The 25,031-nt window shown below is 70.4% G+C and carries 22 protein-coding genes and 2 pseudogenes; 9 read left to right on the forward strand and 15 right to left on the reverse strand.

Annotated elements, in window-relative coordinates; all coding sequences use genetic code 11:
- The first annotated feature begins 140 nt into the window (after positions 1-140).
- Positions 141-1,394: a DUF2637 domain-containing protein gene (locus ABZ453_RS17315; RefSeq protein ID WP_359015797.1), complete on the forward strand. Its 1,254-nt coding sequence runs from the start codon at positions 141-143 to the stop codon at positions 1,392-1,394.
- An 83-nt stretch (positions 1,395-1,477) separates the two neighbouring features.
- Here ABZ453_RS17315 and lysS read toward each other — a convergent pair whose 3' ends face one another.
- Positions 1,478-3,220 carry a lysine--tRNA ligase gene (gene lysS / locus ABZ453_RS17320; RefSeq protein WP_359015798.1) on the reverse strand — a complete coding sequence of 581 codons (1,743 nt, stop codon included), beginning with the start codon at positions 3,218-3,220 and terminating at the stop codon, positions 1,478-1,480.
- A gap of 127 nt (positions 3,221-3,347) precedes the next feature.
- Here lysS and argS point away from each other — a divergent pair, with 127 nt between their 5' ends.
- On the forward strand, positions 3,348-5,105 hold the full coding sequence (gene argS, locus ABZ453_RS17325) for an arginine--tRNA ligase (RefSeq protein WP_359015799.1): 1,758 nt from the start codon (positions 3,348-3,350) through the stop codon (positions 5,103-5,105).
- Here argS and ABZ453_RS17330 read toward each other — a convergent pair.
- Entirely contained in the window at positions 5,083-5,508 is a 426-nt protein-coding gene (locus tag ABZ453_RS17330; RefSeq protein WP_133043485.1) for an ATP-binding protein, read from the reverse strand. The genes argS and ABZ453_RS17330 overlap by 23 nt on opposite strands.
- Positions 5,509-5,621: 113 nt before the next feature.
- On the opposite strand from ABZ453_RS17330, the gene ABZ453_RS17335 reads away from it, so the two are divergent.
- Both ABZ453_RS17335 and ABZ453_RS17340 read left to right on the forward strand, forming a co-directional pair.
- Positions 5,622-6,449: a helix-turn-helix transcriptional regulator gene (locus ABZ453_RS17335; RefSeq protein ID WP_359015800.1), complete on the forward strand. Its 828-nt coding sequence runs from the start codon at positions 5,622-5,624 to the stop codon at positions 6,447-6,449.
- On the forward strand, positions 6,446-6,694 hold the full coding sequence (locus tag ABZ453_RS17340; RefSeq protein WP_359015801.1) for a DUF397 domain-containing protein: 249 nt from the start codon (positions 6,446-6,448) through the stop codon (positions 6,692-6,694). The genes ABZ453_RS17335 and ABZ453_RS17340 overlap by 4 nt, the downstream gene beginning before the upstream one ends.
- Here ABZ453_RS17340 and helR read toward each other — a convergent pair.
- Complete coding sequence (helR, locus tag ABZ453_RS17345; RefSeq protein ID WP_359015802.1) at positions 6,672-8,834, reverse strand: RNA polymerase recycling motor ATPase HelR; 2,163 nt, start codon at positions 8,832-8,834, stop codon at positions 6,672-6,674. The genes ABZ453_RS17340 and helR overlap by 23 nt on opposite strands.
- Before the next feature lie 146 nt (positions 8,835-8,980).
- Here helR and ABZ453_RS17350 point away from each other — a divergent pair, with 146 nt between their 5' ends.
- Positions 8,981-9,748: a DUF4253 domain-containing protein gene (locus ABZ453_RS17350; RefSeq protein ID WP_359015803.1), complete on the forward strand. Its 768-nt coding sequence runs from the start codon at positions 8,981-8,983 to the stop codon at positions 9,746-9,748.
- Positions 9,749-9,755: 7 nt separating this feature from the next.
- Here ABZ453_RS17350 and ABZ453_RS17355 read toward each other — a convergent pair whose 3' ends face one another.
- The 3 genes from ABZ453_RS17355 to ABZ453_RS17365 all read right to left on the reverse strand — a co-directional run bounded on the left by ABZ453_RS17355 (position 9,756) and on the right by ABZ453_RS17365 (position 12,889).
- Complete coding sequence (locus ABZ453_RS17355) at positions 9,756-10,613, reverse strand: arylamine N-acetyltransferase (protein WP_359015804.1); 858 nt, start codon at positions 10,611-10,613, stop codon at positions 9,756-9,758.
- A 70-nt stretch (positions 10,614-10,683) separates the two neighbouring features.
- A complete protein-coding gene (locus tag ABZ453_RS17360) occupies positions 10,684-11,883 on the reverse strand; it encodes a PLP-dependent aminotransferase family protein (RefSeq protein WP_359015805.1) in 1,200 nt (399 codons plus the stop codon).
- Positions 11,884-11,986: 103 nt separating this feature from the next.
- Positions 11,987-12,889 carry an SAM-dependent methyltransferase gene (locus ABZ453_RS17365; protein ID WP_359015806.1) on the reverse strand — a complete coding sequence of 301 codons (903 nt, stop codon included), beginning with the start codon at positions 12,887-12,889 and terminating at the stop codon, positions 11,987-11,989.
- 281 nt (positions 12,890-13,170) lie between these two features.
- On the opposite strand from ABZ453_RS17365, the gene ABZ453_RS17370 reads away from it, so the two are divergent.
- Positions 13,171-13,368, forward strand: coding sequence for a hypothetical protein (locus tag ABZ453_RS17370; RefSeq protein ID WP_359015807.1), 198 nt, complete (start codon positions 13,171-13,173; stop codon positions 13,366-13,368).
- Positions 13,369-13,373: 5 nt separating this feature from the next.
- On the opposite strand, the gene ABZ453_RS17375 is transcribed toward ABZ453_RS17370, so the two are convergent.
- The 7 genes from ABZ453_RS17375 to ABZ453_RS17405 all read right to left on the reverse strand — a co-directional run bounded on the left by ABZ453_RS17375 (position 13,374) and on the right by ABZ453_RS17405 (position 20,886).
- Positions 13,374-13,742 carry a DUF805 domain-containing protein gene (locus ABZ453_RS17375; RefSeq protein WP_359015808.1) on the reverse strand — a complete coding sequence of 123 codons (369 nt, stop codon included), beginning with the start codon at positions 13,740-13,742 and terminating at the stop codon, positions 13,374-13,376.
- Positions 13,743-14,023: 281 nt separating this feature from the next.
- On the reverse strand, positions 14,024-15,016 hold the full coding sequence (hemB, locus tag ABZ453_RS17380; protein WP_359015809.1) for a porphobilinogen synthase: 993 nt from the start codon (positions 15,014-15,016) through the stop codon (positions 14,024-14,026).
- Between the two features lie 119 nt (positions 15,017-15,135).
- Positions 15,136-16,839 carry a bifunctional uroporphyrinogen-III C-methyltransferase/uroporphyrinogen-III synthase gene (locus tag ABZ453_RS17385; RefSeq protein WP_356950073.1) on the reverse strand — a complete coding sequence of 568 codons (1,704 nt, stop codon included), beginning with the start codon at positions 16,837-16,839 and terminating at the stop codon, positions 15,136-15,138.
- The gene (hemC, locus tag ABZ453_RS17390; protein WP_359015810.1) at positions 16,836-17,795 is read right to left on the reverse strand and encodes a hydroxymethylbilane synthase; all 960 of its coding nucleotides are present in this window, start codon (positions 17,793-17,795) and stop codon (positions 16,836-16,838) included. Before hemC ends, ABZ453_RS17385 begins: the two co-directional genes overlap by 4 nt.
- Complete coding sequence (locus ABZ453_RS17395; protein ID WP_359015811.1) at positions 17,792-19,597, reverse strand: glutamyl-tRNA reductase; 1,806 nt, start codon at positions 19,595-19,597, stop codon at positions 17,792-17,794. The genes hemC and ABZ453_RS17395 overlap by 4 nt, the downstream gene beginning before the upstream one ends.
- Complete coding sequence (locus tag ABZ453_RS17400; protein ID WP_359015812.1) at positions 19,594-20,358, reverse strand: redox-sensing transcriptional repressor Rex; 765 nt, start codon at positions 20,356-20,358, stop codon at positions 19,594-19,596. The genes ABZ453_RS17395 and ABZ453_RS17400 overlap by 4 nt, the downstream gene beginning before the upstream one ends.
- Positions 20,359-20,604: 246 nt before the next feature.
- A complete protein-coding gene (locus ABZ453_RS17405; RefSeq protein WP_356950077.1) occupies positions 20,605-20,886 on the reverse strand; it encodes a glutaredoxin family protein in 282 nt (93 codons plus the stop codon).
- A 95-nt stretch (positions 20,887-20,981) separates the two neighbouring features.
- Here ABZ453_RS17405 and ABZ453_RS17410 point away from each other — a divergent pair, with 95 nt between their 5' ends.
- From ABZ453_RS17410 to ABZ453_RS17420, 3 genes are all read left to right on the forward strand, one after another.
- Positions 20,982-21,893 (forward strand): HAD-IB family hydrolase, encoded by a 912-nt coding sequence (locus ABZ453_RS17410; protein WP_359015813.1) that lies wholly within the window; start codon positions 20,982-20,984, stop codon positions 21,891-21,893.
- Positions 21,894-22,284: 391 nt separating this feature from the next.
- Positions 22,285-23,058, forward strand: a complete 774-nt coding sequence (locus tag ABZ453_RS17415; protein WP_133043502.1) for an ECF subfamily RNA polymerase sigma factor, BldN family — start codon at positions 22,285-22,287, stop codon at positions 23,056-23,058.
- A gap of 245 nt (positions 23,059-23,303) precedes the next feature.
- Positions 23,304-24,524 (forward strand): DUF5667 domain-containing protein, encoded by a 1,221-nt coding sequence (locus tag ABZ453_RS17420; RefSeq protein WP_359015814.1) that lies wholly within the window; start codon positions 23,304-23,306, stop codon positions 24,522-24,524.
- 68 nt (positions 24,525-24,592) lie between these two features.
- Here the strand turns inward: ABZ453_RS17420 and ABZ453_RS17425 are convergent.
- Both ABZ453_RS17425 and ABZ453_RS17430 read right to left on the reverse strand, forming a co-directional pair.
- Positions 24,593-24,844 (reverse strand): annotated as a pseudogene (locus ABZ453_RS17425) (glycerol acyltransferase); the annotation flags it as partial.
- A 91-nt stretch (positions 24,845-24,935) separates the two neighbouring features.
- Positions 24,936-25,031, reverse strand: a pseudogene (locus ABZ453_RS17430) (glycerol acyltransferase); the annotation flags it as partial.

Genomic DNA, 25,031 nt, shown 5'->3' on the forward strand with positions numbered 1-25,031 from the left:
GGCAATTCGCAGCTCAGCACCGCATTTTGACGGAGCCCGGCCCCCTGTGAGGGCCGGGCTCCTCCCGTCCGGCGGTACGTCCGACGTACACATGTGCCACCCTGTTGCGCGCAACAACACGCAAGGGGAGGGGAGTACGGGTGGCCGCGCCACTGCAGCTGACTCGGATGCACCGCGTTCTCATCGGCGTGGTCGTGACCGGCGCCGTGATCATCGCCGGAATCGGCTTCGCCGGTTCGTACGCGGCGGTCCGCGAGTTGGCCATCAAGAAGGGCTTCGGGAACTTCGCGTACGTGTTCCCGATCGGCATCGACGCCGGTATCTGTGTTCTGCTCGCCCTGGACCTCCTCCTGACCTGGATCCGCATCCCCTTCCCGCTGCTGCGGCAGACGGCGTGGCTGCTGACGGCGGCGACGATCGCCTTCAACGGCGCGGCGGCCTGGCCGGACCCGCTGGGCGTGGGCATGCACGGCGTGATCCCGATCCTGTTCATCGTCGCCGTGGAGGCGGCCCGGCACGCGATCGGCCGCATAGCGGACATCACGGCCGACAAGCACATGGAGGGCGTGCGGCTCACCCGCTGGCTGCTGTCCCCGGTCCCGACGTTCCTGCTGTGGCGCCGTATGAAGCTGTGGGAGCTGCGGTCGTACGAGCAGGTCATCAAGCTGGAGCAGGAACGTCTCGTCTACCGGGCCCGGCTGCATTCGAGGTTCGGCCGCGCCTGGCGCCGCAAGGCTCCGGTGGAGTCCCTGATGCCGCTGCGGCTGGCCCGCTACGGCGTTCCCCTGGCGGAAACAGCCCCGGCGGGCCTGGCCGCGGCGGGCATAGAGCCGGTCCTCCTGCCCCCGGCGCCCACGCAGGAGATCACCGCCCCACCGGTGAACCGCGCGGTGGAGGCGGCGCCCGCACCACGGCCGACGGAGCAGTACGACTACGTGCCCGAGGCACCCGAGCCGGAGGTGAGTCCCTGGCTGCACGCCCGGCACCCCCAGCAGATCGAGTACCACGGCGACTACGACCCGACGTACGACCCGGAGCAGTACGCGCAGTGGATGGCGGAACAGCAGCAGGCCGAGCAGTACCAAGAGCAGTATCGGGAGCAGCAGTACCAGGAAGAGCCCTCGATGGAGGAGACCGGAAGCTTTCCCATACCGGTGAGCCCCGGGCGTACCCGGGAGCTGGGTGAGGGAGGCGGGCCGCCGGAGCCGACCGAGGAGGACTACTACCTGGTCTTCAAGAAGTCGATAGACGGCAGCTACCCCACCTCGGGCCAGTTCAGGGACGACGTGGAGGCGACCTACGGCACCACGCTCCCGCAGCGCGATGCCGAGCGCATGGTCAACCGCTTCACCAACCGGCACACCGCGGAACTGCAGGAAGACCACATCGCCTGACCAGGTCACAGGCACAGGAACAGGAAAAGGGGCCCTCGGCAGAGGGCCCCTTTCCGTTGCCGTTACTCGCTACTCGCTGCTCGCTACTCGCCGAGCAGGCGCCGTACCCGGTCCTGTCCCACCGCCAGCAGCAGCGTGGGCAGGCGCGGTCCGGTGTCGCGCCCGACCAGCAGGTGGTACAGCAGCGCGAAGAACGTCCGCTGGGCCGTCTTGATCTCGGCCGGCAGTTCCTTGGGCGTGGCGTCGGCGGCGAACCCGGCCTGCACCTTGGGGACGCCGTAGACGAGGTGCGTCAGGCCGTCCAGCGACCAGTGCGACTCCAGTCCGTCGAGCAGCAGCCGCAGCGACTGCTGGGAGGCCTCATCGAGGGACTTCAGCAGCTCGGCGTCGGGCTCGTCCCGCACGATGGTGCGCTGGTCGGCGGGGACCTGGGTGTTGATCCAGGCCTCGGCCCGGTCGTACCGTGGCCGTGCCTCGTCCAGCGAGGCGAGCGGGTTCTCCGGGTCGAGCTCGGAGAGGATCCTGAGCGCCTGGTCCTCGTGGCCGGCGGTGATGTCGGCGACCGAGGCGAGCGTGCGGTACGGCAGCGGTCGCGGCGTCGTCGGCAACGCACCGGCGGCCGTACCCACCGCGCGGGCGTGCGCGGCGACGTCCCCCGGCAGGGCGGCGCCGTCGGCCACCTTGGCGTCGAGCTTGTCCCACTCGTCGTAGAGCCGCTGGATCTCCTGGTCGAAGGCGATCTTGAAGGACTGGTTGGGCCGGCGGCGGGCGTAGAGCCAGCGCAGGATCTGCGGCTCCATGATCTTCAGGGCGTCGGCGGGCGTCGGCACACCGCCCCGCGAGGAGGACATCTTCGCCATGCCGCTGATGCCCACGAAGGCGTACATGGGCCCGATGGGCTGCTTGCCGCCGAAGATCCCGACGATCTGCCCGCCGACCTGGAAGGAGGACCCCGGGGACGAGTGGTCCACGCCGGACGGCTCGAAGATGACGCCCTCGTAGGCCCAGCGCATCGGCCAGTCGACCTTCCAGACCAGCTTGCCGCGGTTGAACTCCTCCAGCCGGACGGTCTCGGAGAAGCCGCAGGAGGTGCAGGAGTAGGTCAGCTCGGTGGTGTCGTCGTCGTAGGAGGTGACGGTGGTGAGGTCCTTCTCGCAGTTGCCGCAGTAGGGCTTGTACGGGAAGTAGCCGACGGAGCCGGAGGAGGAGCCGTCGTCCTCACCGGCCGCGCCGGAGCCCTCGGCGGCCTCCAGTTCGGCCTCGTCGACCGGCTTCTGGGGCTGCTTGGCCGGGGCCTTCTTGGTGCGGTACTGGTCGAGGATCGCGTCGATCTCGGCCCGGTGCGCCACCGCGTGCAGGATCTGGTCCCGGTAGACGCCGGAGGTGTACTGGGCGGTCTGGCTGATCCCGTCGAACTCCACGCCGAGCTGGGCCAGCGACTCGACCATCGCGGCCTTGAAGTGCTCGGCCCAGTTCGGGAACGGGGAGTCCTTCGGCGCGGGAACGGACGTCAGCGGCTTGCCGATGTGCTCGGCCCAGGTCTCGTCGACCCCGGCGACACCGGCCGGCACCTTGCGGTAGCGGTCGTAGTCGTCCCAGGAGATGAGGTGGCGCACCTGGAGTCCGCGCCGCCGGATCTCGTCGGCGACGAGGTGCGGGGTCATGACCTCACGCAGGTTGCCGAGGTGGATCGGACCGGACGGCGACAGCCCGGAGGCGACGACGACCGGTTTGCCGGGGGCTCGACGCTCCGACTCCTCGATGACCTCATCCGCGAAACGGGAGACCCAGTCGGTGGTCTCGGTGCTCTGAGCCACGATCGGCACGTCCTTCTTTCTGAACGGGTGACGCTCCATTGTCACAGACGCCCATGCGCCCGGGAAAACCGCTTTACCTCCCATGGGATACTGGTTGGGTCTATCGATCCCCACGAGGAGAACGGCACCCATTCCTATGGCCCCGGTCACGTCCCTCAGCGACTCCGTCAACCAGCAGCTCGCGTCCGCCCTCTCGGCCACCCTGCCGGAGGTCACCGCGGACCCGCTGCTGCGACGTAGTGACCGGGCGGACTTCCAGGCGAACGGCATTCTCGCCCTCGCCAAGAAGGCCAAGGCCAACCCGCGGGAGCTGGCGACGCAGGTGGTCTCGCGGATCACCACCGGCGACGAGCTGATCAAGGACGTCGAGGTCTCCGGGCCCGGCTTCCTGAACCTCACCATCGCGGACCGGGCGATCACCGAGAACCTCGCCGCCCGGTACGCGGACGGCGACCGCCTCGGGGTGCCCCTCAAGGAGAACGCGGGCATCACGGTCATCGACTACGCCCAGCCGAACGTTGCCAAGGAGATGCACGTCGGTCACCTCCGCTCCGCGGTCATCGGCGACGCCCTGCGGGGCATGCTCGACTTCACCGGCGAGAAGACGATCGGCCGGCACCACATCGGCGACTGGGGCACCCAGTTCGGCATGCTCATCCAGTACCTGTTCGAGAACCCCGGCGAGCTGGCCCCCGCGGCCGACGTCGACGGCGAGCAGGCCATGTCGAACCTCAACCGTGTCTACAAGGCCTCGCGCGCGGTCTTCGACTCCGACGAGGAGTTCAAGGAGCGGGCGCGGAAGCGGGTCGTCGCCCTGCAGTCCGGCGACAAGGAGACCCTCGAGCTGTGGCAGCAGTTCGTGGACGAGTCGAAGGTCTACTTCTACTCGGTCTTCGAGAAGCTGGACATGCGGATCCGGGACGAGGAGATCGTCGGCGAGTCCGCGTACAACGAGGGCATGCCCGAGACCGCCCGGCTCCTGGAGGAGATGGGTGTCGCGGTGCGCTCCGAGGGCGCGCTCGTCGTGTTCTTCGACGACATCCGGGGCAAGGACGACCAGCCGGTGCCGTTGATCGTGCAGAAGGCGGACGGCGGCTTCGGTTACGCCGCCTCCGACCTGACGGCGATCCGCAACCGGGTCAACGACCTGCACGCCACCTCGCTCCTCTACGTCGTGGACGTACGCCAGTCGCTGCACTTCAAGATGGTCTTCGAGGCGGCGAGGCGTGCGGGCTGGCTGACCGACTCCGTGACCGCGCACAACATGGGCTACGGCACGGTGCTGGGCGCGGACGGCAAGCCGTTCAAGACGCGTGAGGGCGAGACCGTACGACTGGAGGACCTGCTGGACGAGGCGGTCCAGCGGGCGGCGGAGGTCGTCCGGGAGAAGGCCCAGGACCTCACCGAGGACGAGATCCAGGAGCGGGCCACGCAGGTCGGCATCGGCGCGGTGAAGTACGCCGACCTGTCGACGTCCCCCAACCGGGACTACAAGTTCGACCTGGACCAGATGGTGTCGCTGAACGGCGACACGAGCGTCTACCTCCAGTACGCGTACGCCCGTATCCAGTCGATCCTGCGCAAGGCGGGCGACACGAAGCCGGCCGCCCACCCGGAGCTCGAACTCGCCCCGGCGGAGCGGGCGTTGGGCCTGCACCTGGACGCTTTCGGCGACACGGTCTTCGAGGCGGCCGCGGAGTACGCCCCGCACAAGCTGGCGGCCTACCTCTACCAACTGGCGTCGCTGTACACGTCGTTCTACGACAAGTGCCCGGTCCTCAAGGCCGACACCCCGGCGCAGGTCGAGAACCGTCTGTTCCTGTGCGACATGACGGCTCGCACCCTCCACCAGGGGATGGCGCTGCTCGGCATCAGGACGCCCGAGCGTCTCTGACCTCGAACTCGCACCACACGGCCTTGCCCAACTCACGGTCCCGGACGCCCCACTGGTCGCTCAGGGCCGCGACCAGCAGCAGTCCGCGCCCGCCTTCGGCCCCGGTGTCCCCGCTCTCCACGACGCGGGGCTCGCCGGGGCCGCTGTCGTGCACCTCGACGCCCAGCACCCGTCCGTCGTAGCGCAGGAGCAGCCGTGAGTGGCGGCCGGGCGGTACGCCGTGCAGCAGGGCGTTGGTGACCAGTTCGCTCACGCAGAGCAGTACGTCGTCGGCGCGGTCCGTCCCGGCGAGGCCCCAGCCGGTGAGTGTCTCCGCCGTGAACCTCCGCGCGGCCTGCACGGATCGGCGCTCACGGCGGAAGAACCGCTCGCGCAGGGTGGGGAGTTGGATCGTGTCATTCACAGGACGAGAGTTGCGCAGAGTGACTAGTGTTGATCACTCCGTAAACCCGTACAGATTTTTTGTACGGGCTCGCACCCGGTGACGTACGCGTCCCGAGGGGGAGGGAGTCCTGCATGAGCGCCAGGAGGCCACCGCGGCCGAAGAACCTCACGTCCATGAAGATGCTGGGCAAGCAACTGGGCGCCGCGCGTCGCGCCGCGGGCCTCACCCAGAACTCCCTCGCCGCGGCCGTCCGGGTCGACGAGGAGACCATCGCCTCGATCGAGCAGGGCAGGCGGGCCCTGAAGCCGGACCTGGCCGCCGTACTCGACGAGACCCTCCAGACCAAGGGCACGTTGTCGGCGGGCGTGGCCAACCTCCCGGACATCGACCAGTTCCCGATGTGGGCGGAGCTGTACATGGAGCATGAGAGGGAGGCGATTGCGTTGTCCTGGTACGACAATGCGGTGCTTCCCGGTCTTCTCCAGACGGATGCGTACGTCCGCGCGGTACTGCGCAACCGTGTCCCCGCGTACGACGAGACCGAGATCGAGACGCGTACGGCCGCCCGCCTGGAACGCCAGGAGATCCTGCACCGCAGGAACCCGCCGACGTTGAGCTTCATCGTGTGGGAGCCGGTACTGCGTATGCGGATCGGCGGGGCCGAGGTGTGGCGCGAGCAGCTTCGGCACCTGCGGACGGTGACTGAACTGCCTTGCGTGTCACTGCAGTTCCTGCAGCTGGACAGTCCATACAACGCAGGCCTGAACGGCCCCTTCACGCTGCTCGAAACACCGGACCACCAGCACCTCGCCTATACCGAGTCGCAACGCGGCAGCCAGTGGGTTTCCGACGCAGATGAGGTGTCCATCCTCGCGCGCAAGTATGCGATGCTGCGGACGCAGGCTCTGACCACCCAGGACTCCATGGGCCTTCTCGACCGCCTGCTAGGAGACCAATGAGCACCGAATCACTTGAGTGGTTCAAATCGAGCTACAGCGGCGACGAAGGCGGACAGTGCGTGGAAGTCGCCTTCTCCTGGCGCAAGTCCAGTTACAGCGGTAGCGAGGGCGGCGAATGCATCGAAGTCGCCCTCACCCCCCACACGATCCACATCCGCGACTCCAAGAACCCCGCAGACACCGGCCCCACCCTCCAGGTCACCCCGGCCGCCTGGGCCGCCTTCACCGCGAGCGGGTGCTGCTGAGCACCACGAGCCGTTGGGTCGCCCGGGTCATCGCCACATAGTGGTCGACGGCCCCCTCGATGCCGTCCCCGAAGCTCTCCGGGTCGACGAGGACCACCAGGTCGAACTCCAGACCCTTGGACAGTTCCGGGGTGAGGGAGCGGACACGGGGTGTCGGTGGGCGGTAGGCGGGGGCGCCGATGACACACGCGATGCCGTCGGCGTGCTCGGCGAGCCAGCCGTCCACGACCGCGTCCAGGTCCGTGGCCGGGCCGTGCGTGACCGGGACTCCGCCGCTGCGGATGGAGGTCGGCACGTTGGCGTCGGGGAGCGCGGCCCGGATGACCGGCTCGGCCTCCGCCATGATCTCCTGCGGAGTGCGGTAGTTGACGGTCAGGGAGGCCAGTTCGACGCGGTCGAGTCCGACCCGTTCGAGGCGCTCCCGCCAGGACTCGGTGAAACCGTGCCGGGCCTGGGCGCGGTCGCCGACGATGGTGAAGCTGCGGGACGGACAGCGCGAGAGCAGCATCTGCCACTCCGCGTCGGTGAGTTCCTGCGCCTCGTCGACGACGATGTGCGCGAACGGGCCCGCGAGCAGATCCGGTTCGGCGGCGGGCGGCGCGTCCAGGGGGACCAGGGAGTTCTGCAGGTCCTGCCCCTTCAGCATGGTCATCAGCATGCGCTGCCAGTCGTCGTCGGTCCGCAGCAGGTCCTCGGTGACCTGGGCCCGGTAGGCGCGTTCGGCAGCGACCTCGGCCTCGTGCCGGCGCCTGCGTCGGGACGCCTCGGGATCGCCGAGCCGTTGCCGTGCCGCGTCCAGGATCGGCAGGTCCGACACCGTCCAGGCCTGCGGCTCGGCGCGCTGGAGCCGTCGTACGTCGTCCCGGTCGAGCCAGGGAGCGCACATCCGCAAGTAGGCGGGCACCGACCACAGGTCCCCGACCAGGTCGGCCGCCTCGATCAACGGCCAGGCACGGCCGAGGGCGGCGTTCAGCTCCTCGTTCCGGCGCAGCGCCCTGCGGAACAGGTCAAGGGGCACGTCGCCGTCGTACTTGTCCGTCAGGATCTCGACCAGCTTCTCCCAGACCTGGTCTCGGGCCTCGTTGTGGGGGGTTCCGGGCTCCGGGGCGTCGAAGGCCTCGGCCCAGTCGTCGGCGGTGAGGGGGATGCCGACCCAGTCGACGGTGACCGTCATGCCCTCGGTGGGCGGCTCCTCGTAGAACCGGACGGCCTTCTCGACCGCCTTCACCAGGTCCGCGGAGGCCTTCAGCCGGGCCACCTCCGGATCGGCCTCCACGGTCGCCGTCTCCCCCTCGGTGACGAGGTCCCGCAGGACGCAGGTCTGCACGCCCTCCTCGCCGAGGCTGGGCAGCACGTCGGAGACGTACGCCAGATACGGCCGGTGCGGGCCGACGAACAGCACGCCGCCGCGCCGGTGACCGAGGCGGGGGTCGGAGTAGAGGAGGTGGGCGGTGCGGTGCAGGGCGACGACGGTCTTGCCGGTGCCGGGACCGCCGTCGACGACGAGCGCGCCCCGGGAACCCGCGCGGATGATGGCGTCCTGGTCGGCCTGGATGGTGGCCAGCACGTCCCGCATACGCTCGGAGCGGTTGGTGCCGAGGCTGGCGATGAAGGCGGACTGGTCGTCGAGCGCGACGTTGTGCTCCAGCTGGTCGGCGGTGAACACCTCGTCCCAGTAGTCGCTGATCCGCCCGTCGGTCCAGCGGTAGCGGCGGCGGCTGACCAGGCCCATCGGGTTGGCGTGGGTCGCCGCGAAGAAGGGCTCGGCGGCCGGGGAACGCCAGTCGGTCAGCAGGCGGCGGCCCTCGTTGTCGGTGAGCCCGAGACGGCCGATGTAGACGGGCTGCTCGGGGTTGTCGGCCTCGACCATGCGCCCGAGGCACAGGTCGAGACCGAAGCGGCGGAGGGTGCGCAGCCGTCCGTTCAGCCGGTGCACCTCGATGTCCCGGTCCATGGCGGCCTGGCCGATGCCGCCGGGCGCCTTGAGCTCGGCGTCGAGGCGTTCGGACACCTCGGCGATCGCCTGCTCCAGGCTCGCCGCGATGTCCGCGAACTGCTGCTCGTCGCGGGCGATCAGCGCGGGGTCGGTTTTGGCGGTGAGGTTGCCGGAAAGGTCGAACGCGGACAAAGACACAGACACTTCCTGAATCCCCCATTTACCCAGCTTCTCGGCTTCGGCCTGCGATTGTGCGCCACGAGGGGGGCCTTGCCGCAAGGCCCCCCATGAGCTATAGGTTGAAAGTGGCGGGGAGTGTGATGTCAGTGCCTCCCTCTACAGTCACCGACATGGCGACACTTCCGAATCCCCTTCCGAGGCTCACCTCCCTCGGCTTGGAGCTGCCCGCGGGCCGACTGGTCGACGAGACGACCGAAGGCCCCTGGCACGAACCCCTCTTGTGGCTGGCAGAGGAACAGGCGACGCCCGGTGCCTGGGCACGTCTGCTGGGAGCCGCGCCGCGAGTCGGACTGCTACCGGTCCTCCTGGACGTGGGCGGAGGCCAGGGCGGGCCGGAGGGCTGGGAGTTGATGCCCGGGGAGTCCTCCTATCCCGGTGATCACGACGCCGACGAGGTGCTGGCGGAGCTCTGGGACGAGGACCCGCCGGAGGACGAGCACTGGCCGGGGCTGGCGCCCTCCCCGGTGCCGGCCGCCGACCCCGACGAGCGAGCCGCCGAAGTCGCCGACTCCCTCACCGAGGGGCGGCCCTGGTTCAAGGAGCCACACCTTGCATTGGTGCCCGCCCGCCGCAGCGCCGACATCCCGGCGGCCGTCGGCTGGAGCGGGCCGGTGAACTACGAGGAGGACGTCGCCCGTCTCTGCGCGGTGCTGCGCTCCTGGGAGGACCGCTTCGGCACACGGGTCGTGGCGTTGGGCTTCGATCACCTGGCCGTCTCGGTGGCGGCGCCGCCCGCCGACCTCGCCGAGGCGGAGGCGGTCGCCGCCGAGCACTACGCCTTCTGCCCGTACACGGTCCTGGTGGACACCGGCGACACCCTCACCTCGTACGCCCAGAAACTGCTCGGCGAGCGGGTGTGGCACTTCTGGTGGGACTGACCGCGCGTCACGGCAACAAGGCCATCCCCTCCGGCGCCACGACCCCGAACTCCCCCTCCAGCAGCCGCCTGACCTCGTCCTCGTCCGCCAACTCCCGCTCCCGTACGGACCCGTCGGACCGTGTCTCCGTCAGCACCCGTCCGTGCAGCAGGAGGTGCCGCTCGGCGTCGACGCTCTGCACGTACAGCCGCTGGGTGAACGGCGAGCGCGGGTTCGTGGCGACGTGCCAGTTGATGACCTCGTAGTCGGCCCGCTCGAACGGCTCCAGTGTGAACGCGTACTGCGCCTGCCAGGGCCCGTCCGAGGCGACGCCGCCCTTCTCGTCGCCGTAGGCCTGCAGCACCCACAGCTCCAGCGGCCCCGGGTGCGGCACGGTCACCAGCCGGTGCCGCCGCCCGGCGTCCCGGAACTCGGTGCCGGCGACCAGCGGCACCGGTTCCAGCAGTGCGCCGATCGCCCCGAAGCCGACGTCGGCGAGATACGGCAGCGGCTCGCCCGGCACCTCGACCAGCAGGGCCATATGGGTGCGCGGACGGCTCTCGACGCGGTCGGCACCCACCACGACCCGTGCCGTCAGCCGCCTCACCCGGAACCCGAGGGCCTCCAGGACGCCCGCGAGCAGCGTGTTGTGCTCGTAGCAGTAGCCGCCGCGCCGCCCCCGCACCAGCTTGGCCATCAGGTCGGCGGGCGCCAGCGAGGGAGCCGTACGGCGCAGGGCGTCCAGGTTCTCGAAGGGGATGCCCCGCATATGCGCCAGATGCACCCCCCGGAGGGTTTCGGCGTCGGCCCGCCGCGGCCCCTCCCAGCCGATCCGCCCGAGGTACACGTCAAGGTCGGACTCCACGAACTCCACTGTGTCGGACATGCCCTCACCGTAGGCACACCCGCCCACCGGGTCCGTCCCCCCACGGTCGGAGCCGACCCCGACATTCGCCCTACTTCCGCAGACCCTCCCCCAGCCGCCGCAGCCCCTCCGCGATCTCCTCCGGCGTCTGTGTCACGAAGCACAGCCGCAGGGTCGAGCGGTCCGGGGCGCCGGCGTAGAAGGGTGCCCCGGGGACGTAGGCCACGTCGTGGCGCACCACCTCCGGCAGCAGGGCCGTGGTGTCGTACGACTCCGGGAGGCGGGCCCAGAGGAACATGCCGCCCTCGGGACGGTCCCAGGCCGCGCCCTCCGGCAGGGCGTCCGGCAGTCCCGCCAGCATCGCGTCCCGTCGCCGGCGGTAGGCGCCCGCGACCCGGGCGACGTGCGCGTCGAGGTCCCGGTCCGCCAAGTAGCGGGCCGCGGCGAGCTGGTTGACCGTCGGGGTGTGCAGGTCGGCCGCCTGCTTGGCGACCGCGCAGGCCCGCCGCAGTGCGGCGGGGGCACGCAGCCAGCCCAGTCGCAGGCCCGGCGCCATGACCTTGGAGAAGGAGCCGAGCAGGACCACCCGGTCTCCGGCCCCCTCGCCAGCGGCGATCCACGGGACCCGCTCGCCCTCGAAGCGGAGTTCGCCGTACGGGTCGTCCTCGACGACCCACAGCCCGCACCGGGCCGCGACCCCGGCGACGGCGGCCCGGCGGGCGGCCGGCATGGTGCGGCCCGTCGGGTTCTGGAAGGTGGGCACGGTGTAGAGGAGCTTCGGCCGCTCCCGGACCACCAGGTCCTCCAGAGCCCCGGGGTCCACTCCGTCCGCGTCGCACGGGACGGGCACGATCCGGGCTCCCGCGAAGGCGAAGGCCTGGAGCGCGGCCAGATAGCAGGGGCTTTCGACGAGGACCGTGTCGCCGGGTTCCAGCAGGGCGGTCGCGAGCAGGGAGAGTGCCTGCTGGGAGCCGGTGGTGACGAGGATGTCGTCGGCCGCCGTCGCCAGTCCCCGCGCGGACGTACGGGCGGCCAGCGCCTCCCGCAGGGCCGGTTCGCCCTCCGTCGTCGAGTACTGCAGGGCCCGCGCGGGCGACTCGGCGAGCACCGCGCGGAAGGCCTCCGCGATGCCCTCGGCGTCGAACAGCTCCGGCGCCGGCAGCCCGCCCGCGAAGTTGATCACCTCGGGGCGGGCGGTGACGGCGAGGATGTCCCGGACCGGCGAACCGGCGACGGACCGGGCCCGCGCGGCGAGCGGCGGGACGGGGGCGAAGGCGGGCGCGACGGTCATGGGCACGGCTCCTGGCGGCTGCGGGACGACGGTTCGTGCCCGCAGCCTAGGGATGTGCGTGCCGCCTACAACGAGATTTCCGGGATACGGACACAGCCGCCTCTCAGGCCTTGCGGCCGATCCCCGCGTACACGTTGATGTCGGCGTCCGTCACGTCGTTGATGTCGGCGTACCGGACCTTCTCGATGGCGTCGAGGGTCTCCAGGTAGGAGGCCTCGGGCTGCTCCGGGACCGGGGCGGCGTGGTCGGCCCGCCAGCGGTGGACGGGGACGACGCCGGGCTCGGCGAGTTCGAGGGAGCTCTCCGTGAAGAAGCGCTCGACCTCGGCCCGGGTCCGCAGCACGAAGGTGAACCCCCGCTCGGTGTACGTGCGCTGGACCGCCCGGATGTTCTCGGGGTTGAGGTCCTCGGTGAGGTGGCTGAGCACCAGCCGGCTCCCGGAGGGCAGCGCCTCGATGAGCTCGCGCACGATCGGGTAGGCCTCCGCGTCCTTGACGAAGTGCAGGATCGCCACCAGGCAGAGCGCGATCGGCTGGTCGAAGTCCAGCGTCTTCGCGGCCTGTTCGAGGATGTGCGCCGGGTTGTTGAAGTCGGCGTCGACGTAGTCCGTACGGCCCTCGGGCCCGCTGGTGAGCAGGGCACGGGCGTGGGTGAGCACCACCGGGTCGTTGTCGACGTACACCACCCGGGAGTCGGGGATGATCCGCTGGGCGATCTGGTGGACGTTCTCCGCGGTGGGCAGGCCGGTGCCGATGTCGAGGAACTGACGGATGCCGTCGTCCTGGGCGAGCGTGTTCACCGCGCGGCGCAGGAAGTCGCGGTTGTGCCGTACGTCGAGGTAGCCGCGCGGGTTGGCGGCGAGCCCGGCGGCGGCCGCGGCGCGGTCGACCGGGTAGTTGTCCTTGCCGCCGAGGAAGACGTCGTAGACCCGGGCCGGGTGCGCCTTGGTGGTGTCGATCCTGCCGCGCAGCAGGGCGGGGTCTTGGCTCAGTGCGTCACCGGACACGGGTGTCTCCTGGGGAATCGAGGCGGTCGTACGGGCGACCGCGACCAGTCGCCAACAACCTAACTCCCGGCCGGACTTGATGGTGCCCGACCGGCGATCCCGCCGTACCGGCATCCGCGACCCGTCCCACGGACGCCCTTTGGGAAGTGACATCCCTGCAGGTCAGAGATCATCCCGCCGCCTCGGCGTCCCGACTCTCGCGCGGACCGTGGCGTCGGCGGGCGATCATCACTCAGGCTGAGGCCCGCACCCCAGCCACCCCACAGAAGGCTCCCACGACCATGCCCGCCATCCGCCGCTCGCTCACCGCCCTGCTCCTCGCCGCGCTCGTCGCGCTCGGCCTGACGGGATGCCAGGACGGCACCGGCCTCAAGGACGAGGGCCCGGCGACCAGTCAGGCCCGGTCCCTGCACGCCCCCGGCCCCCCGCACGCGAAGAGGCCGCCCGGCGGAGAGCCGGGCGGCCCCGGAGGTCGCTGAGGAGATCAGCCGGCGTAGACCGCCGCCTCCTTCGGGTTCGGGCCGTACTTGTTCGGACCCGGCTCGCTGTCCAGGCAGGTGAAGACCAGCAGCGTGATGCCGCCGACGAGCGGGACGATCCCGAACAGCAGCCACCAGCCGGAGCGGCCGGTGTCGTGCAGCCGGCGGACACCGACACCCAGGCTGGGGAGCAGGATGGCGAGCCAGAAGATGACCAGGAGGATCGAGAACGCGGACGACTTCGTCGCGACGGACAGCACACTCAGCACCACGTAGATGATGGCGACGAACAAGGTGTACATCCAGTACTCCTTGCGGCGCGCGCGGCCGCTGAACACCGCGTACTTCTTCAGCACTTCGAGAAACCAGCTCATGGTGCGTCCCCCAGGGATCGACGTTCGGACCATCCGGAACGGGTCAGGCCAAGCGCAGAAGGTAGGGACGCTGACGAGAACTCGTCAATTCCCTATGTCCCCCACACGGGTTCGCGGAAATACGGACAGATCCATCCAAGATCCATCATCGATCACCGCGAATCACCCTCCGGGCAACGCAAGTTCATGAGATCGAGTTGCTTCCGTAGCCGAACCGAGTGCGTTCCGATGCTGGTCGGTGGCCGATTCGAGGCCTGATCTGTTCCGTACCGTTGCCCGGTTCAGCGCAACTTTCGCGCCACCTCGGTCGCCCAGTACGTCAGGATGTTCCGCGCTCCGGCCCGCTTGATGCCGGTGAGGGCCTCCAGGATCGCCCGGTCGCGGTCGATCCAGCCCTTCTCGGCGGCGGCCTCGATCATCGAGTACTCGCCGGAGATCTGGTAGGCGGCCACCGGCACGTCCACGCTGTCGGCGACCCGCGCGACGATGTCGAGGTAGGGCCCGGCGGGCTTGACCATCACCATGTCGGCCCCCTCCTCCAGGTCCAGCGCCAGCTCCCGCAGCGCGTCGCCCACGTTGGCCGGGTCCTGCTGGTACGTCTTCCGGTCCCCCTGGAGCGAGGAGCCGACGGCCTCGCGGAAGGGGCCGTAGAACGCGGAGGCGTACTTGACGGTGTAGGCGAGGACGGCCACGTCCTCCCGACCGATCTGGTCGAGCGCGTCCCGGATGACCCCGATCTGCCCGTCCATCATGCCGCTGGGTCCGACGACATGGGCGCCGGCGTCGGCCTGCACCTGGGCCATCTCGGCGTACCGCTCCAGCGTCGCGTCGTTGTCGACACGTCCCTGCTCGTCGAGCACACCGCAGTGCCCGTGGTCGGTCGTCTCGTCGAGGCACAGGTCGGACATGACCAACAGCTCGTCGCCGACCTCGGCCCGCACATCGCGGATGGCGACCTGCAGGATCCCGTCCGGGTCGGTGCCCGGCGTCCCGATGGCGTCCTTCTTCGACTCCTCCGGCACCCCGAACAGCATGATCCCGGAGATCCCGGCCTCCACCGCCTCCGCGGCCGCCTTCTTCAGGCTGTCCCGCGTGTGCTGGACGACACCGGGCATCGCGGCGATCGGCACGGGCTCGCTCACGCCCTCCCGCACGAAGGCGGGGAGGATGAAGTCGGCCGGGTGCAGCCGCGTCTCGGCGACCATGCGCCGCATCACGGGAGTGGTCCGCAGCCGACGGGGTCGGGTACCGGGAAACGATCCGTACTTCGACATGCCCTCTACGCTACGCCCGCCCCGGCAGCACCTTTGCCGACGCCGTGTCGAGCGCACACCCGCGGCACCGGAACAGTGGAGCGTCCCGCACGGGCCGCACGGGACGCTCCACCGACTCCTCAGGTCGTCCGGCGGCGCCGGGCCCCCGGCCGTCGCTCGCTCGGCCGGGTCACCGGGTCCCCGGCCTCCAGCGCGGCGGCACGGCGGCGCAGGCCGTAGTCGGCGAGCGCCTCCGCCAGCTTGTGCACGGACGGCTCCGGGGCCATGACGTCCACCCGCAGCCCGTGCTCCTCGGCGGTCTTCGCGGTGGCCGGACCGATACAGGCGATCACCGTCACGTTGTGCGGCTTGCCCGCGATGCCCACGAGATTCCGCACGGTCGAGGACGACGTGAACAGAACAGCGTCGAAACCGCCGCCCTTGATCGCCTCCCGCGTCTCCGCCGGCGGCGGCGAGGCCCGCACGGTCCGGTACGCGGTGACGTCGTCGACCTCCCAGCCCAGCTCGATCAGCCCGGCGACCAGGGTCTCGGTGGCGATGTCGGCGCGCGGCAGGAACACCCGGTCGATCGGGTCGAAGACCGGGTCGTAGGGCGGCCAGTCCTCCAGCAGACCGGCCGCGGACTGCTCCCCGCTCGGCACCAGGTCCGGCTTCACGCCGAAGGCGACCAGCGCCTTCGCCGTCTGCTCGCCCACCGCGGCGACCTTGATCCCCGCGAAGGCGCGGGCGTCGAGCCCGTACTCCTCGAACTTCTCCCGTACGGCCCGGACGGCGTTCACCGAGGTGAACGCGATCCACTCGTAGCGCCCGGTCACGAGCCCCTTCACGGCCCGCTCCATCTGCTGGGGCGTGCGCGGCGGCTCGACGGCGATCGTCGGGACCTCGTGCGGCACGGCCCCGTAGGACCGCAGCTGGTCGGAGAGCGACGCCGCCTGCTCCTTCGTCCGCGGCACGAGAACCTTCCAGCCGAACAGCGGCTTGTTCTCGAACCAGGACAGCTGGTCGCGCTGGGCGGCGGCGGAACGCTCACCGACCACGGCTATCACCGGCCGGCCGCCGTCCGGCGAGGGCAGCACCTTCGCCTGCTTCAGCGTCTGCGCGACCGTGCCGAGCGTCGCGGTCCAGGTCCGCTGCCGGGTGGTCGTACCGGCGACCGTGACGGTCATCGGGGTGTCCGGCTTACGGCCGGCCGACACCAGCTCACCCGCCGCCGCGCCGACCGAGTCGAGCGTCGTGGAGACGACGACCGTGCCGTCCGAGGCGCCCACCTCCGTCCAGCACCGGTCGGAGGCCGTACGGGCGTCCACGAACCGCACGTCCGCGCCCTCGGCGTCCCGCAGAGGGACACCGGCGTACGCGGGCACGCCGACGGCCGCGGCGACACCCGGCACGACCTCGAACGGAACGCCCTCACGGACGCACGCCAGCATCTCCTCGGCGGCGTAGGCGTCCAGGCCGGGGTCCCCGGACACCGCACGGACGACCCGCCTGCCGCCCCGCGCGGCCTCCATGACAAGATGTGCGGCATCCCGTACCGCGGGGGCCCCAACGGTTGTTGACGTGCCGTCAACGACCGCCAGCTGAGGTGTGCCCGTGCCCGGAACAGGGTCCGACGAAGGACCCCCGTCCGTGTGCACCTCGGCGACGCCCTGCCTGGCGTGCTGGCGCACCACGTCGAGCACGTCGTGCTCGGCGACGAGGACGTCCGCGTTCGCCAGCGCCTCCACGGCGCGCAGAGTCAGCAGTCCCGGATCCCCGGGTCCGGCACCCAGGAAGGTGACGTGCCCGTGATCGAGGCCGGTGGGAAGGGTGGTGGGGCTCACTGTGCTCGCTCCCCCATCAGACCGGCCGCGCCCTGGGCAAGCATCTCGGCCGCGAGCTCACGGCCGAGCGCCGTTGCCTGGTCGTATGTCTCGGGCACGGGACCGGTGGTGGACAGCTGCACCGTACGGACGCCGTCGGTCGTGCCGACGACGCCTCGCAGGCGCATTTCCTTGACAATCTGCCCGTCGGCCAGAAGGTCGGCCAGCGCGCCCACAGGGGCGCTGCAGCCGGCCTCCAGGGCGGCGAGCAGTGACCGTTCGGCGGTCACGGCGGCCCGGGTGTACGGGTCGTCGAGTTCGCCGAGCGCGGCGATCAGGTCCGCGTGGTCCGCGGCGCATTCGATCGCCAGGGCCCCCTGGCCGGGGGCGGGCAGAACTGTGTCTATCGACAGGAAGTCGGTGACCTCGTCGATCCGGCCTATCCGGCTCAGGCCGGCGGCGGCCAGGACGACGGCGTCCAGCTCACCGTCGTGCACGTACCGGATCCGGGTGTCGACGTTCCCCCGGATCGGCACGGTCTCTATGCCGAGCCCGTGCCCGCGCGCGTACGCGTTCAGCTGGGCCATCCGTCGCGGCGAACCCGTCCCGATCCGCGCCCCGCGGGGCAGGTCGGTGAACTTCAGCGCGTCCCGGGCGACGATGACGTCCCTCGGGTCCTCGCGTTCCGGTACGGCGGCCAGGACCAGGTCCTCGGGCTGCGCGGTCGGCAGGTCCTTCAGCGAATGAACCGCGAAGTCGACCTCCCCCCGCAGCAGCGCGTCGCGCAGCGCCGTGACGAACACGCCGGTGCCGCCGATCTGCGCGAGGTGCTCGCGGGAGGTGTCGCCGTACGTGGTGATCTCGACCAGCTCCACGGGCCGGCCGGTCACCCGGCTCACGGCCTCCGCCACCTGCCCGGACTGGGCCATGGCGAGTCTGCTCCGCCTGGTCCCCAGTCTCAGTGTCCTGTCACTCATGCCGGCCCTCGGTCCTTGCTGTTCTCGGGTTCGTCCTCGGCGCCCTCGGCGCGGGAGACGGCCGCGACCGTCTCCTGGTCCAGGTCGAAGAGGGTGCGCAACGCGTCCGCGTACCCGGCTCCGCCCGGCTCAGCCGCGAGCTGCTTGACCCGTACGGTCGGCGCGTGCAGCAGCTTGTCGACGACACGTTTCACGGTCTGCGTGATCTCGGCGCGGTGCTTGTCGTCCAGCTCCGGCAGCCGTCCCTCGAGCCGCGCGATCTCGTTCGCCACGACATCGGCGGCCATGGTCCGCAGCGCCACCACGGTCGGCGTGATGTGGGCCGCCCGGAGCGCCGCCCCGAAGGCGGCGACCTCGTCGGCGACGATCCGCCGCACCTGGTCGACGTCGGCCGCCATCGGCGCGTCCGCGGACGCCTCGGCCAGCGACTCGATGTCCACCAGCCGCACCCCGCCCAGCCGGTGCACGGCCGCGTCGATGTCCCGGGGCATGGCCAGGTCCAGCAGGAACAGCACGGGCGCGGGCCGCGGCGGCCCGACGACGGGTTCGGGCTTACGCCGCTCCGGGATCCGTCCGACGGTGGCGGCGAGCGCGGCCAGCGCGACGATGGCGTCGGCGTCCTGCGCGGGATCGAACGAGGCACCGGCCCCGCCCGTCTGCGGCCGAGGCGCGTTGTCCACCCAGGCAGCATGCTGCTCAAGCTCAGCGGCGGCCATCCCGGCCACGGCCCCTTCCCCGAGCACGGAGAAGTCGGCGGCGGCCTGTATGGGGGCCAGATCAAGCGGACAGCTCTCGTCGCCGTCGCCCAAGCCGCGGGCAGTCACGTCGTCACCCTCGCCCAAGCCGCGGGCATTCGTGCCGCCCAGGGCGGCTCCCGACCCAAAGCGGGGCGGCACCTCGCCGACGCCGGGCTGCGCGACGTCCTCCCGGCCGGCTACAGCACCCGGCACGTCCAGAACACCGCGCCCGGAGATCGCCGCAGCAACCGCCTCAGCCGACAGCACCAGCCCCGTAGCGCCCGTACAAGACACCACGACATCGGCACGTGTCAGCTCACCCGGCACCGATTCCATCGCCATCGCCCGAGCCGCAACCCCGGTGTCACCCCCGTCGGAGAGGATCTCCGCAAGCCGCTCGGCCCGATCAGCCGTACGGTTCGCGATCACCACCTCACCGACCCCGGCCCGCGCCAGCGTCGCCGCGGCCAGCGACGACATCGACCCGGCCCCGATGACCAGCGCCTTCTTCCCCCGGGCCCACGCCTGCACATCCGCACCGGCGGCCAGCTGCTCAAGACCGAAGGTCACGAGCGACTGCCCGGCCCGGTCGATCCCCGTCTCGGAGTGCGCCCGCTTCCCGACCCGCAACGCCTGCTGGAACAGATCGTTGAGCAGTCGCCCGGCGGTGTGCAGATCCTGCGCCTTGGCCAGCGAGTCCTTTATCTGCCCGAGGATCTGCCCCTCACCGACGACCATCGAGTCCAGCCCGCAGGCCACGGAGAACAGATGGTGGACGGCACGGTCCTCGTAGTGCACGTACAGATAGGGCGTCAGCTCGTCGAGCCCCACCCCGCTGTGCTGCGCGAGCAGCGTCGACAGCTCGGCGACCCCCGCGTGGAACTTGTCCACGTCCGCGTACAACTCGATCCGGTTGCACGTGGCCAGCACCGCCGCCTCGCTCGCCGGCTCCGCCGCGACCGTGTCCTGCAACAGCTTGACCTGGGCGTCCATCGCCAACGTGGCCCGCTCCAGCACGCTGACCGGGGCGCTGCGATGGCTCAGCCCGACGACGAGGAGACTCATGCCGGCATCACGGCGGGTACGTCCCCGTCGGGTCCCTGCTCGGCGGACTCCTCGCGCGGGGCGGCGGCCGGGTGCGAACCGTCGGTCGCCGCGCCCTCCTCGACGGCCTTGCGCTGCTCGTGGAAGGCGAGGATCTGCAGCTCGATCGAGAGGTCGACCTTGCGCACGTCGACGCCGTCCGGCACGGACAGCACGGTCGGCGCGAAGTTCAGGATGGAGGTGACCCCGGCGGCCACGAGCCGGTCGCAGACCTGCTGGGCGGCACCGGCGGGAGTGGCGATCACACCGATCGACACGCCGTTGTCCTCGATGATCTTCTCCAGGTCATCGGTGTGCTGCACGGGGATCCCGGCGACCGGCTTGCCGGCCATCGCCGGATCGGCGTCGATCAGCGCGGCGACCCGGAACCCACGGGAGGCGAACCCGCCGTAGTTGGCCAGGGCGGCGCCGAGGTTACCGATACCGACGATGACGACCGGCCAGTCCTGGGTGAGCCCCAGCTCGCGGGAGATCTGGTAGACGAGATACTCGACGTCATAGCCGACACCGCGGGTGCCGTACGAGCCCAGGTACGAGAAGTCCTTGCGCAGCTTGGCGGAGTTGACCCCTGCCGCGGCCGCGAGCTCCTCGGAGGAGACCGTGGGTACCGAGCGCTCCGACAGTGCGGTCAGGGCTCGGAGGTACAGCGGAAGCCTGGCGACGGTGGCCTCGGGAATCCCTCGGCTACGGGTCGCCGGTCGGTGAGTTCGGCCAGTTGCCACGGTGCTCCTGCGGGTAGAGCGGGGCTGCAGGCGGTCACACGTTCCTGGACCGCCCCGTCGAATGCAGGCTATGTCTTTGTGAACGCGTGCACAAAGATGGTGTCCGATTTGCCCGGGCAACGTGACCGGGGTCACGCACACACGTCCCAGGCGCATCCCAGGGGGCAAAACCGACACTCTCCTCGCGAATCCCGCCCCCGAGACCAGATCTCCGTCGATCCTAAGCGACTTCCGGGCCGCCTTGTACTAATCAGTCAGTTCCCGGCGCAGCCGGCCCTCGTCCACCCGCCAGAAAGTGTGCTGCTTGCCGTCGACGAGCACGACCGGGATCTGCTCCCAGTACTCGTCGTACAGAGCCCGGTCCTGTGTGATGTCCTTCTGCTCCCACGACACGCCGAGTTCGCCGCACACCTTCTCCACGACGAGCTGCGCGTCCTCGCACAGATGGCAGTCGGGCTTGCCGATGAGAGTGACCAACCGCTCGTGCGGAGCGGGCTTACGCCGGAAGATGGAAGCCATGTCGGCCATTGTCCCGCCTGTTTAACGACACGGTCGTGCAGTGTTCACAGCCTCCAAACCTCTCGACTCCGGAACCACCGAACAGACTGGCTATGCTCACGGGCATGGCCGCTCTCGGATGGCTCACTCCCCGTAGGCGCTCCGCCACGGCGCGGAGCGTGTTGGCAGGCGAGGCTTCGGCGGAGGCCGCGCGCAAGTCCTCGCAGGACGTCCCCCCGGAGGAACCGGAGTTCCCGGTCCTCGGCGACGACAAGGCTGCCGCGTTCTTCGACCTGGACAACACCGTGATGCAAGGTGCTGCCCTCTTCCACTTCGGCCGCGGCCTGTACAAGCGGAAGTTCTTCGAGACCCGCGACCTCGCCCGGTTCGCCTGGCAGCAGGCGTGGTTCCGCCTCGCCGGCGTAGAGGACCCCGAGCACATGCAGGAGGCCCGCGACTCCGCGCTCTCCATCGTCAAGGGCCACCGCGTCGCCGAACTGCAGTCGATCGGCGAGGAGATCTACGACGAGTACATGGCCGAGCGCATCTGGCCGGGTACCCGCGCCCTCGCCCAGGCCCACCTGGACGCCGGCCAGAAGGTGTGGTTGGTCACAGCTGCCCCGGTGGAGATCGCCACGGTGATCGCCCGCCGCCTCGGCCTCACCGGCGCCCTCGGCACGGTCGCCGAGTCGGTCGACGGCGTCTACACGGGCAAGCTGGTCGGCGAGCCCCTGCACGGCCCCGCGAAGGCGGAGGCGGTCCGCGCCCTGGCCGCGGCGGAGGGCCTCGACCTCTCCCGCTGCGCCGCCTACAGCGACAGCCACAACGACATCCCCATGCTGTCCCTGGTGGGCCACCCCTACGCCATCAACCCGGACACCAAGCTCCGCAAACACGCCCGAAACCTCGACTGGCGCCTACGGGACTACAGGACGGGCAGGAAGGCCGCGAAGGTCGGCATCCCGGCGGCGGCAGGCGTAGGTGCGGTAGCCGGAGGCACCGCAGCCGCGATCGCGATCAGCCGACGTCGGCGATAACGCGCCCGGAAGGGGCGCGGGTCCGCCGATGTGCGGCTCCGCCGCGTGGGCGCGAGCAACCACAACGGACGAACCACCACGGACGCGCACCCAAAACAAAAGGCGTACCCCCCTACTTGTGCCGACAGTCCTCTTGTCGGCGCACAGCCACAACACGCCCTGATCCCACCCCCAACCCGATCCTTTCCGATCAACAACCGGTCACTCTCCGGCAGTTGACAGGGCGTCATTCGGTTACAGAAGCGACGTAATCGATGATTTGAGCAACTCGGTGTAGCAGCGCCTGTACGAAGCGTTATTCTCCTCAGACGCAAACCGGTACCCCTCCGTCGCTACGACGGGTGAACGGTCCCGCACTGCACGTGATGGAAGCTCTGCCTCTGGGAGTCCCGTGTCCTCACACGTCGGGGTTGACGCCTCGGGCCTGGCTACGCTGCGCGCAACGGTCCAACGGCTGCTGCGCGACTTCGTCCCCACCGCGTACGCCGTCCCCGCTCTCGCCGTAGCCACCACCCCCGTCGGCCCGTGCTACGCGCTCGCCGACGGCGGCGCCGCCGTCGGCAGACGCGGTCGTACGGCCGGTGCCACCACCGTCCGCCGTCCGGCCGCGGACAGCGACAGCGCGCGGATGATGGACCTGGTCGAGCGCGCCCAGGCCGGCGAGGCCGACGCCTTCGGACGCCTCTACGACCAGTACAGCGACACCGTCTACCGGTACATCTATTACCGCGTCGGCGGAAAGGCCACCGCCGAGGACCTCACCAGCGAGACGTTCCTGCGCGCCCTGCGCCGCATCGGCACGTTCACCTGGCAGGGCCGCGACTTCGGCGCCTGGCTGGTCACGATCGCGCGCAACCTGGTGGCCGACCACTTCAAGTCCAGCCGCTTCCGGCTGGAGGTCACCACCGGCGAGATGCTCGACGCCAACGAGGTCGAGCGCTCGCCCGAGGACTCCGTCCTGGAGTCCCTGTCGAACGCCGCGCTGCTGGACGCCGTGCGCCGACTGAACCCGCAGCAGCAGGAGTGCGTCACGCTCCGCTTCCTGCAGGGCCTGTCCGTCGCCGAGACCGCGCGCGTGATGGGCAAGAACGAGGGCGCCATCAAGACGCTCCAGTACCGGGCCGTCCGCACCCTCGCCCGTCTTCTGCCGGACGACGCCCGCTGAGCCGGCACCGGGACCGGCACCCTCAGTGACGCCCAACTCGCCCACAGTGAAAGTCCGTTGACTTCTCGATCCGTTCATCCGCCGTCCGTAACCCAAGTGCCGCGCCGCTCGTTGTGCGGGATGCAGGCTCCCTGTGGTCACTCCCTGGCCGACTCCGATCGCCCGATCGTGTGGATGTCGTCGGGGCGTGCAACCCTCAGGACCCCCTGGGGAGTCGACCGTCATGACGAGAGGAGGTGCCGCCAGTGATCGCGAACGTATCGGCGCACCGGCGGGCGAACGCCTTCGCCCAGGCCCTGGACGAGCAGCCCGACCGGGACGCGGCGGCCGAGCAGCCCGAACCGCCGCCACCGGTGGCGGAGCGGACCGAGCAGGCCGAGCTGTTGGCCCTGGTGGTCGACCTCGGCGAGCTGCCCAAGCCGGAGCTGGACCCCGAGGTCAAGGTCGTCCAGCGGGCTCAGCTGGTGGCCGCGTTCGAGGCCATGCTGCAGGAGGGCGCGGGTGGCGAGGCGGCGGATGCTGGGGTGCCCGAGCAACGCTCCCACCGAGCCCGGGGCTCGCACCGGGCGAGTGGGCTGGGCAAGCTGCGTCCGCGATCCCGGCTGACCAAGGGGCTCGCCGCGGGCGGGCTCAGTGTCGGTGTCGCCGCGGGAGCCTTCGGCGGAGTCGCCGCCGCCAGCACGGACGCGCTGCCCGGTGACTCGCTCTACGGCCTCAAGCGCGGCATCGAGGACTTCAAGCTCAACTACCTCACCGACGGCACCGACGAGCAGGGTCAGGCCTATCTCGACCTGGCCTCCACCCGGCTCAACGAGGCCCGTCGGCTGCTCGACCGCGGCCGCGGCGGCCATCTCGACCACGAGTCCCTGGGCGAGATCCGGCGCACCCTGTCGGGCATGACGCACGATGCGAGCGAGGGCCACCGTCTGCTGCACGAGGCGTACGAGCGCGACCCGCACCAGCTGGGGCCCATCCAGGCCCTCTCCACCTTCTCCCGCTCCCACCGCGAGGCCTGGGGCGCCCTGCGCGACAAACTCCCCGTCCAGCTCGGGGACGTCAGTGAGCAGGTGTCGTCGGTGTTCGCCGCCATAGACGAAGAGGTCGCCCCGCTGCAGTCACTGCTCCCTCAGCCCCCGGCCCAGGGCGACGACAGCGGCCGGCACGGCTCGGGTACGGCGTCGACGGGCACGTCCGGCTCCGGCCACGGCTCGACGGCACCTGGCACGGGCGGCGACGGCACCTCCGAGACCGGCCACTCCAGCAACCCGAGCAAGTCGGCGTCCACCGGCAACGACGGCCTGCTCGGCGGCAACACGGGCGGCCTGCTCGACCCGCCCAAGTCCAGCGGCAGCGCCTCCCCGTCCGAGACCAAGTCCCCCACGACCAACCCGGACGTCACCATCCCACCCCTCCTCCCGGGCATCCTCCCCGGCCTGGGCATCAACGGCGAGGAAACGCACTCCTAGCCAGTACGACGACGGGGGCGCCCCTCCTGGGAGGGCGCCCCCGTCGTCGTACCCGAAACCCCGAAAGTTCAGAAGAACACCGACCGCCGCTGCACCAGCAGCTTGTACAGGGTGTGCTGGATCTGTTCCCTGACCTGGTCCGTCAGGTTGAACATCAGCATCGGATCCTCCGCGGCCTCCGGCGGATAACCATCCGTGAGAATCGGCTCGCCGAACTGGATCGTCCACTTGGTGGGAAGCGGGATCGCGCCCAGAGGACCAAGCCACGGAAAGGTCGGCGTCAACGGGAAGTACGGAAAGCCCAGCAGGCGGGCCAGCGACCCATCCACATTGCCGCCCTCGCACCGCTCCGCGGGCTTCGCACGGCTGCGCCGGACTCCGCCCGTCGACCCTCCCGACCACGACCTCACCTCAGAAGAACACCGACCGCCGCTGCACCAGCAGCTTGTACAGGGTGTGCTGGATCTGTTCCCTGACCTGGTCCGTCAGGTTGAACATCAGCATCGG

It is taken from the genome of Streptomyces sp. NPDC005799 (genome assembly GCF_040630525.1).
Classification (GTDB): Bacteria; Actinomycetota; Actinomycetes; order Streptomycetales; family Streptomycetaceae; genus Streptomyces; species Streptomyces griseorubiginosus_B.

What these genes read in the sequence shown, in the direction of transcription:
- ABZ453_RS17370 (WP_359015807.1), top strand. Translation starts at nt 13,171, where the DNA reads ATGCCCGCCATCCGCCGCTCGCTCACCGCCCTGCTCCTCGCCGCGCTC.
- ABZ453_RS17410 (WP_359015813.1), top strand. Translation starts at nt 20,982, where the DNA reads ATGGCCGCTCTCGGATGGCTCACTCCCCGTAGGCGCTCCGCCACGGCG.
- hemB (WP_359015809.1), bottom strand. Translation starts at nt 15,016, where the DNA reads ATGTCGAAGTACGGATCGTTTCCCGGTACCCGACCCCGTCGGCTGCGG.
- ABZ453_RS17335 (WP_359015800.1), top strand. Translation starts at nt 5,622, where the DNA reads ATGAGCGCCAGGAGGCCACCGCGGCCGAAGAACCTCACGTCCATGAAG.
- ABZ453_RS17395 (WP_359015811.1), bottom strand. Translation starts at nt 19,597, where the DNA reads ATGAGTCTCCTCGTCGTCGGGCTGAGCCATCGCAGCGCCCCGGTCAGC.
- ABZ453_RS17405 (WP_356950077.1), bottom strand. Translation starts at nt 20,886, where the DNA reads ATGGCCGACATGGCTTCCATCTTCCGGCGTAAGCCCGCTCCGCACGAG.
- ABZ453_RS17350 (WP_359015803.1), top strand. Translation starts at nt 8,981, where the DNA reads ATGGCGACACTTCCGAATCCCCTTCCGAGGCTCACCTCCCTCGGCTTG.
- ABZ453_RS17360 (WP_359015805.1), bottom strand. Translation starts at nt 11,883, where the DNA reads ATGACCGTCGCGCCCGCCTTCGCCCCCGTCCCGCCGCTCGCCGCGCGG.
- ABZ453_RS17340 (WP_359015801.1), top strand. Translation starts at nt 6,446, where the DNA reads ATGAGCACCGAATCACTTGAGTGGTTCAAATCGAGCTACAGCGGCGAC.
- hemC (WP_359015810.1), bottom strand. Translation starts at nt 17,795, where the DNA reads ATGAGTGACAGGACACTGAGACTGGGGACCAGGCGGAGCAGACTCGCC.
- ABZ453_RS17355 (WP_359015804.1), bottom strand. Translation starts at nt 10,613, where the DNA reads ATGTCCGACACAGTGGAGTTCGTGGAGTCCGACCTTGACGTGTACCTC.
- argS (WP_359015799.1), top strand. Translation starts at nt 3,348, where the DNA reads ATGGCCCCGGTCACGTCCCTCAGCGACTCCGTCAACCAGCAGCTCGCG.
- ABZ453_RS17375 (WP_359015808.1), bottom strand. Translation starts at nt 13,742, where the DNA reads ATGAGCTGGTTTCTCGAAGTGCTGAAGAAGTACGCGGTGTTCAGCGGC.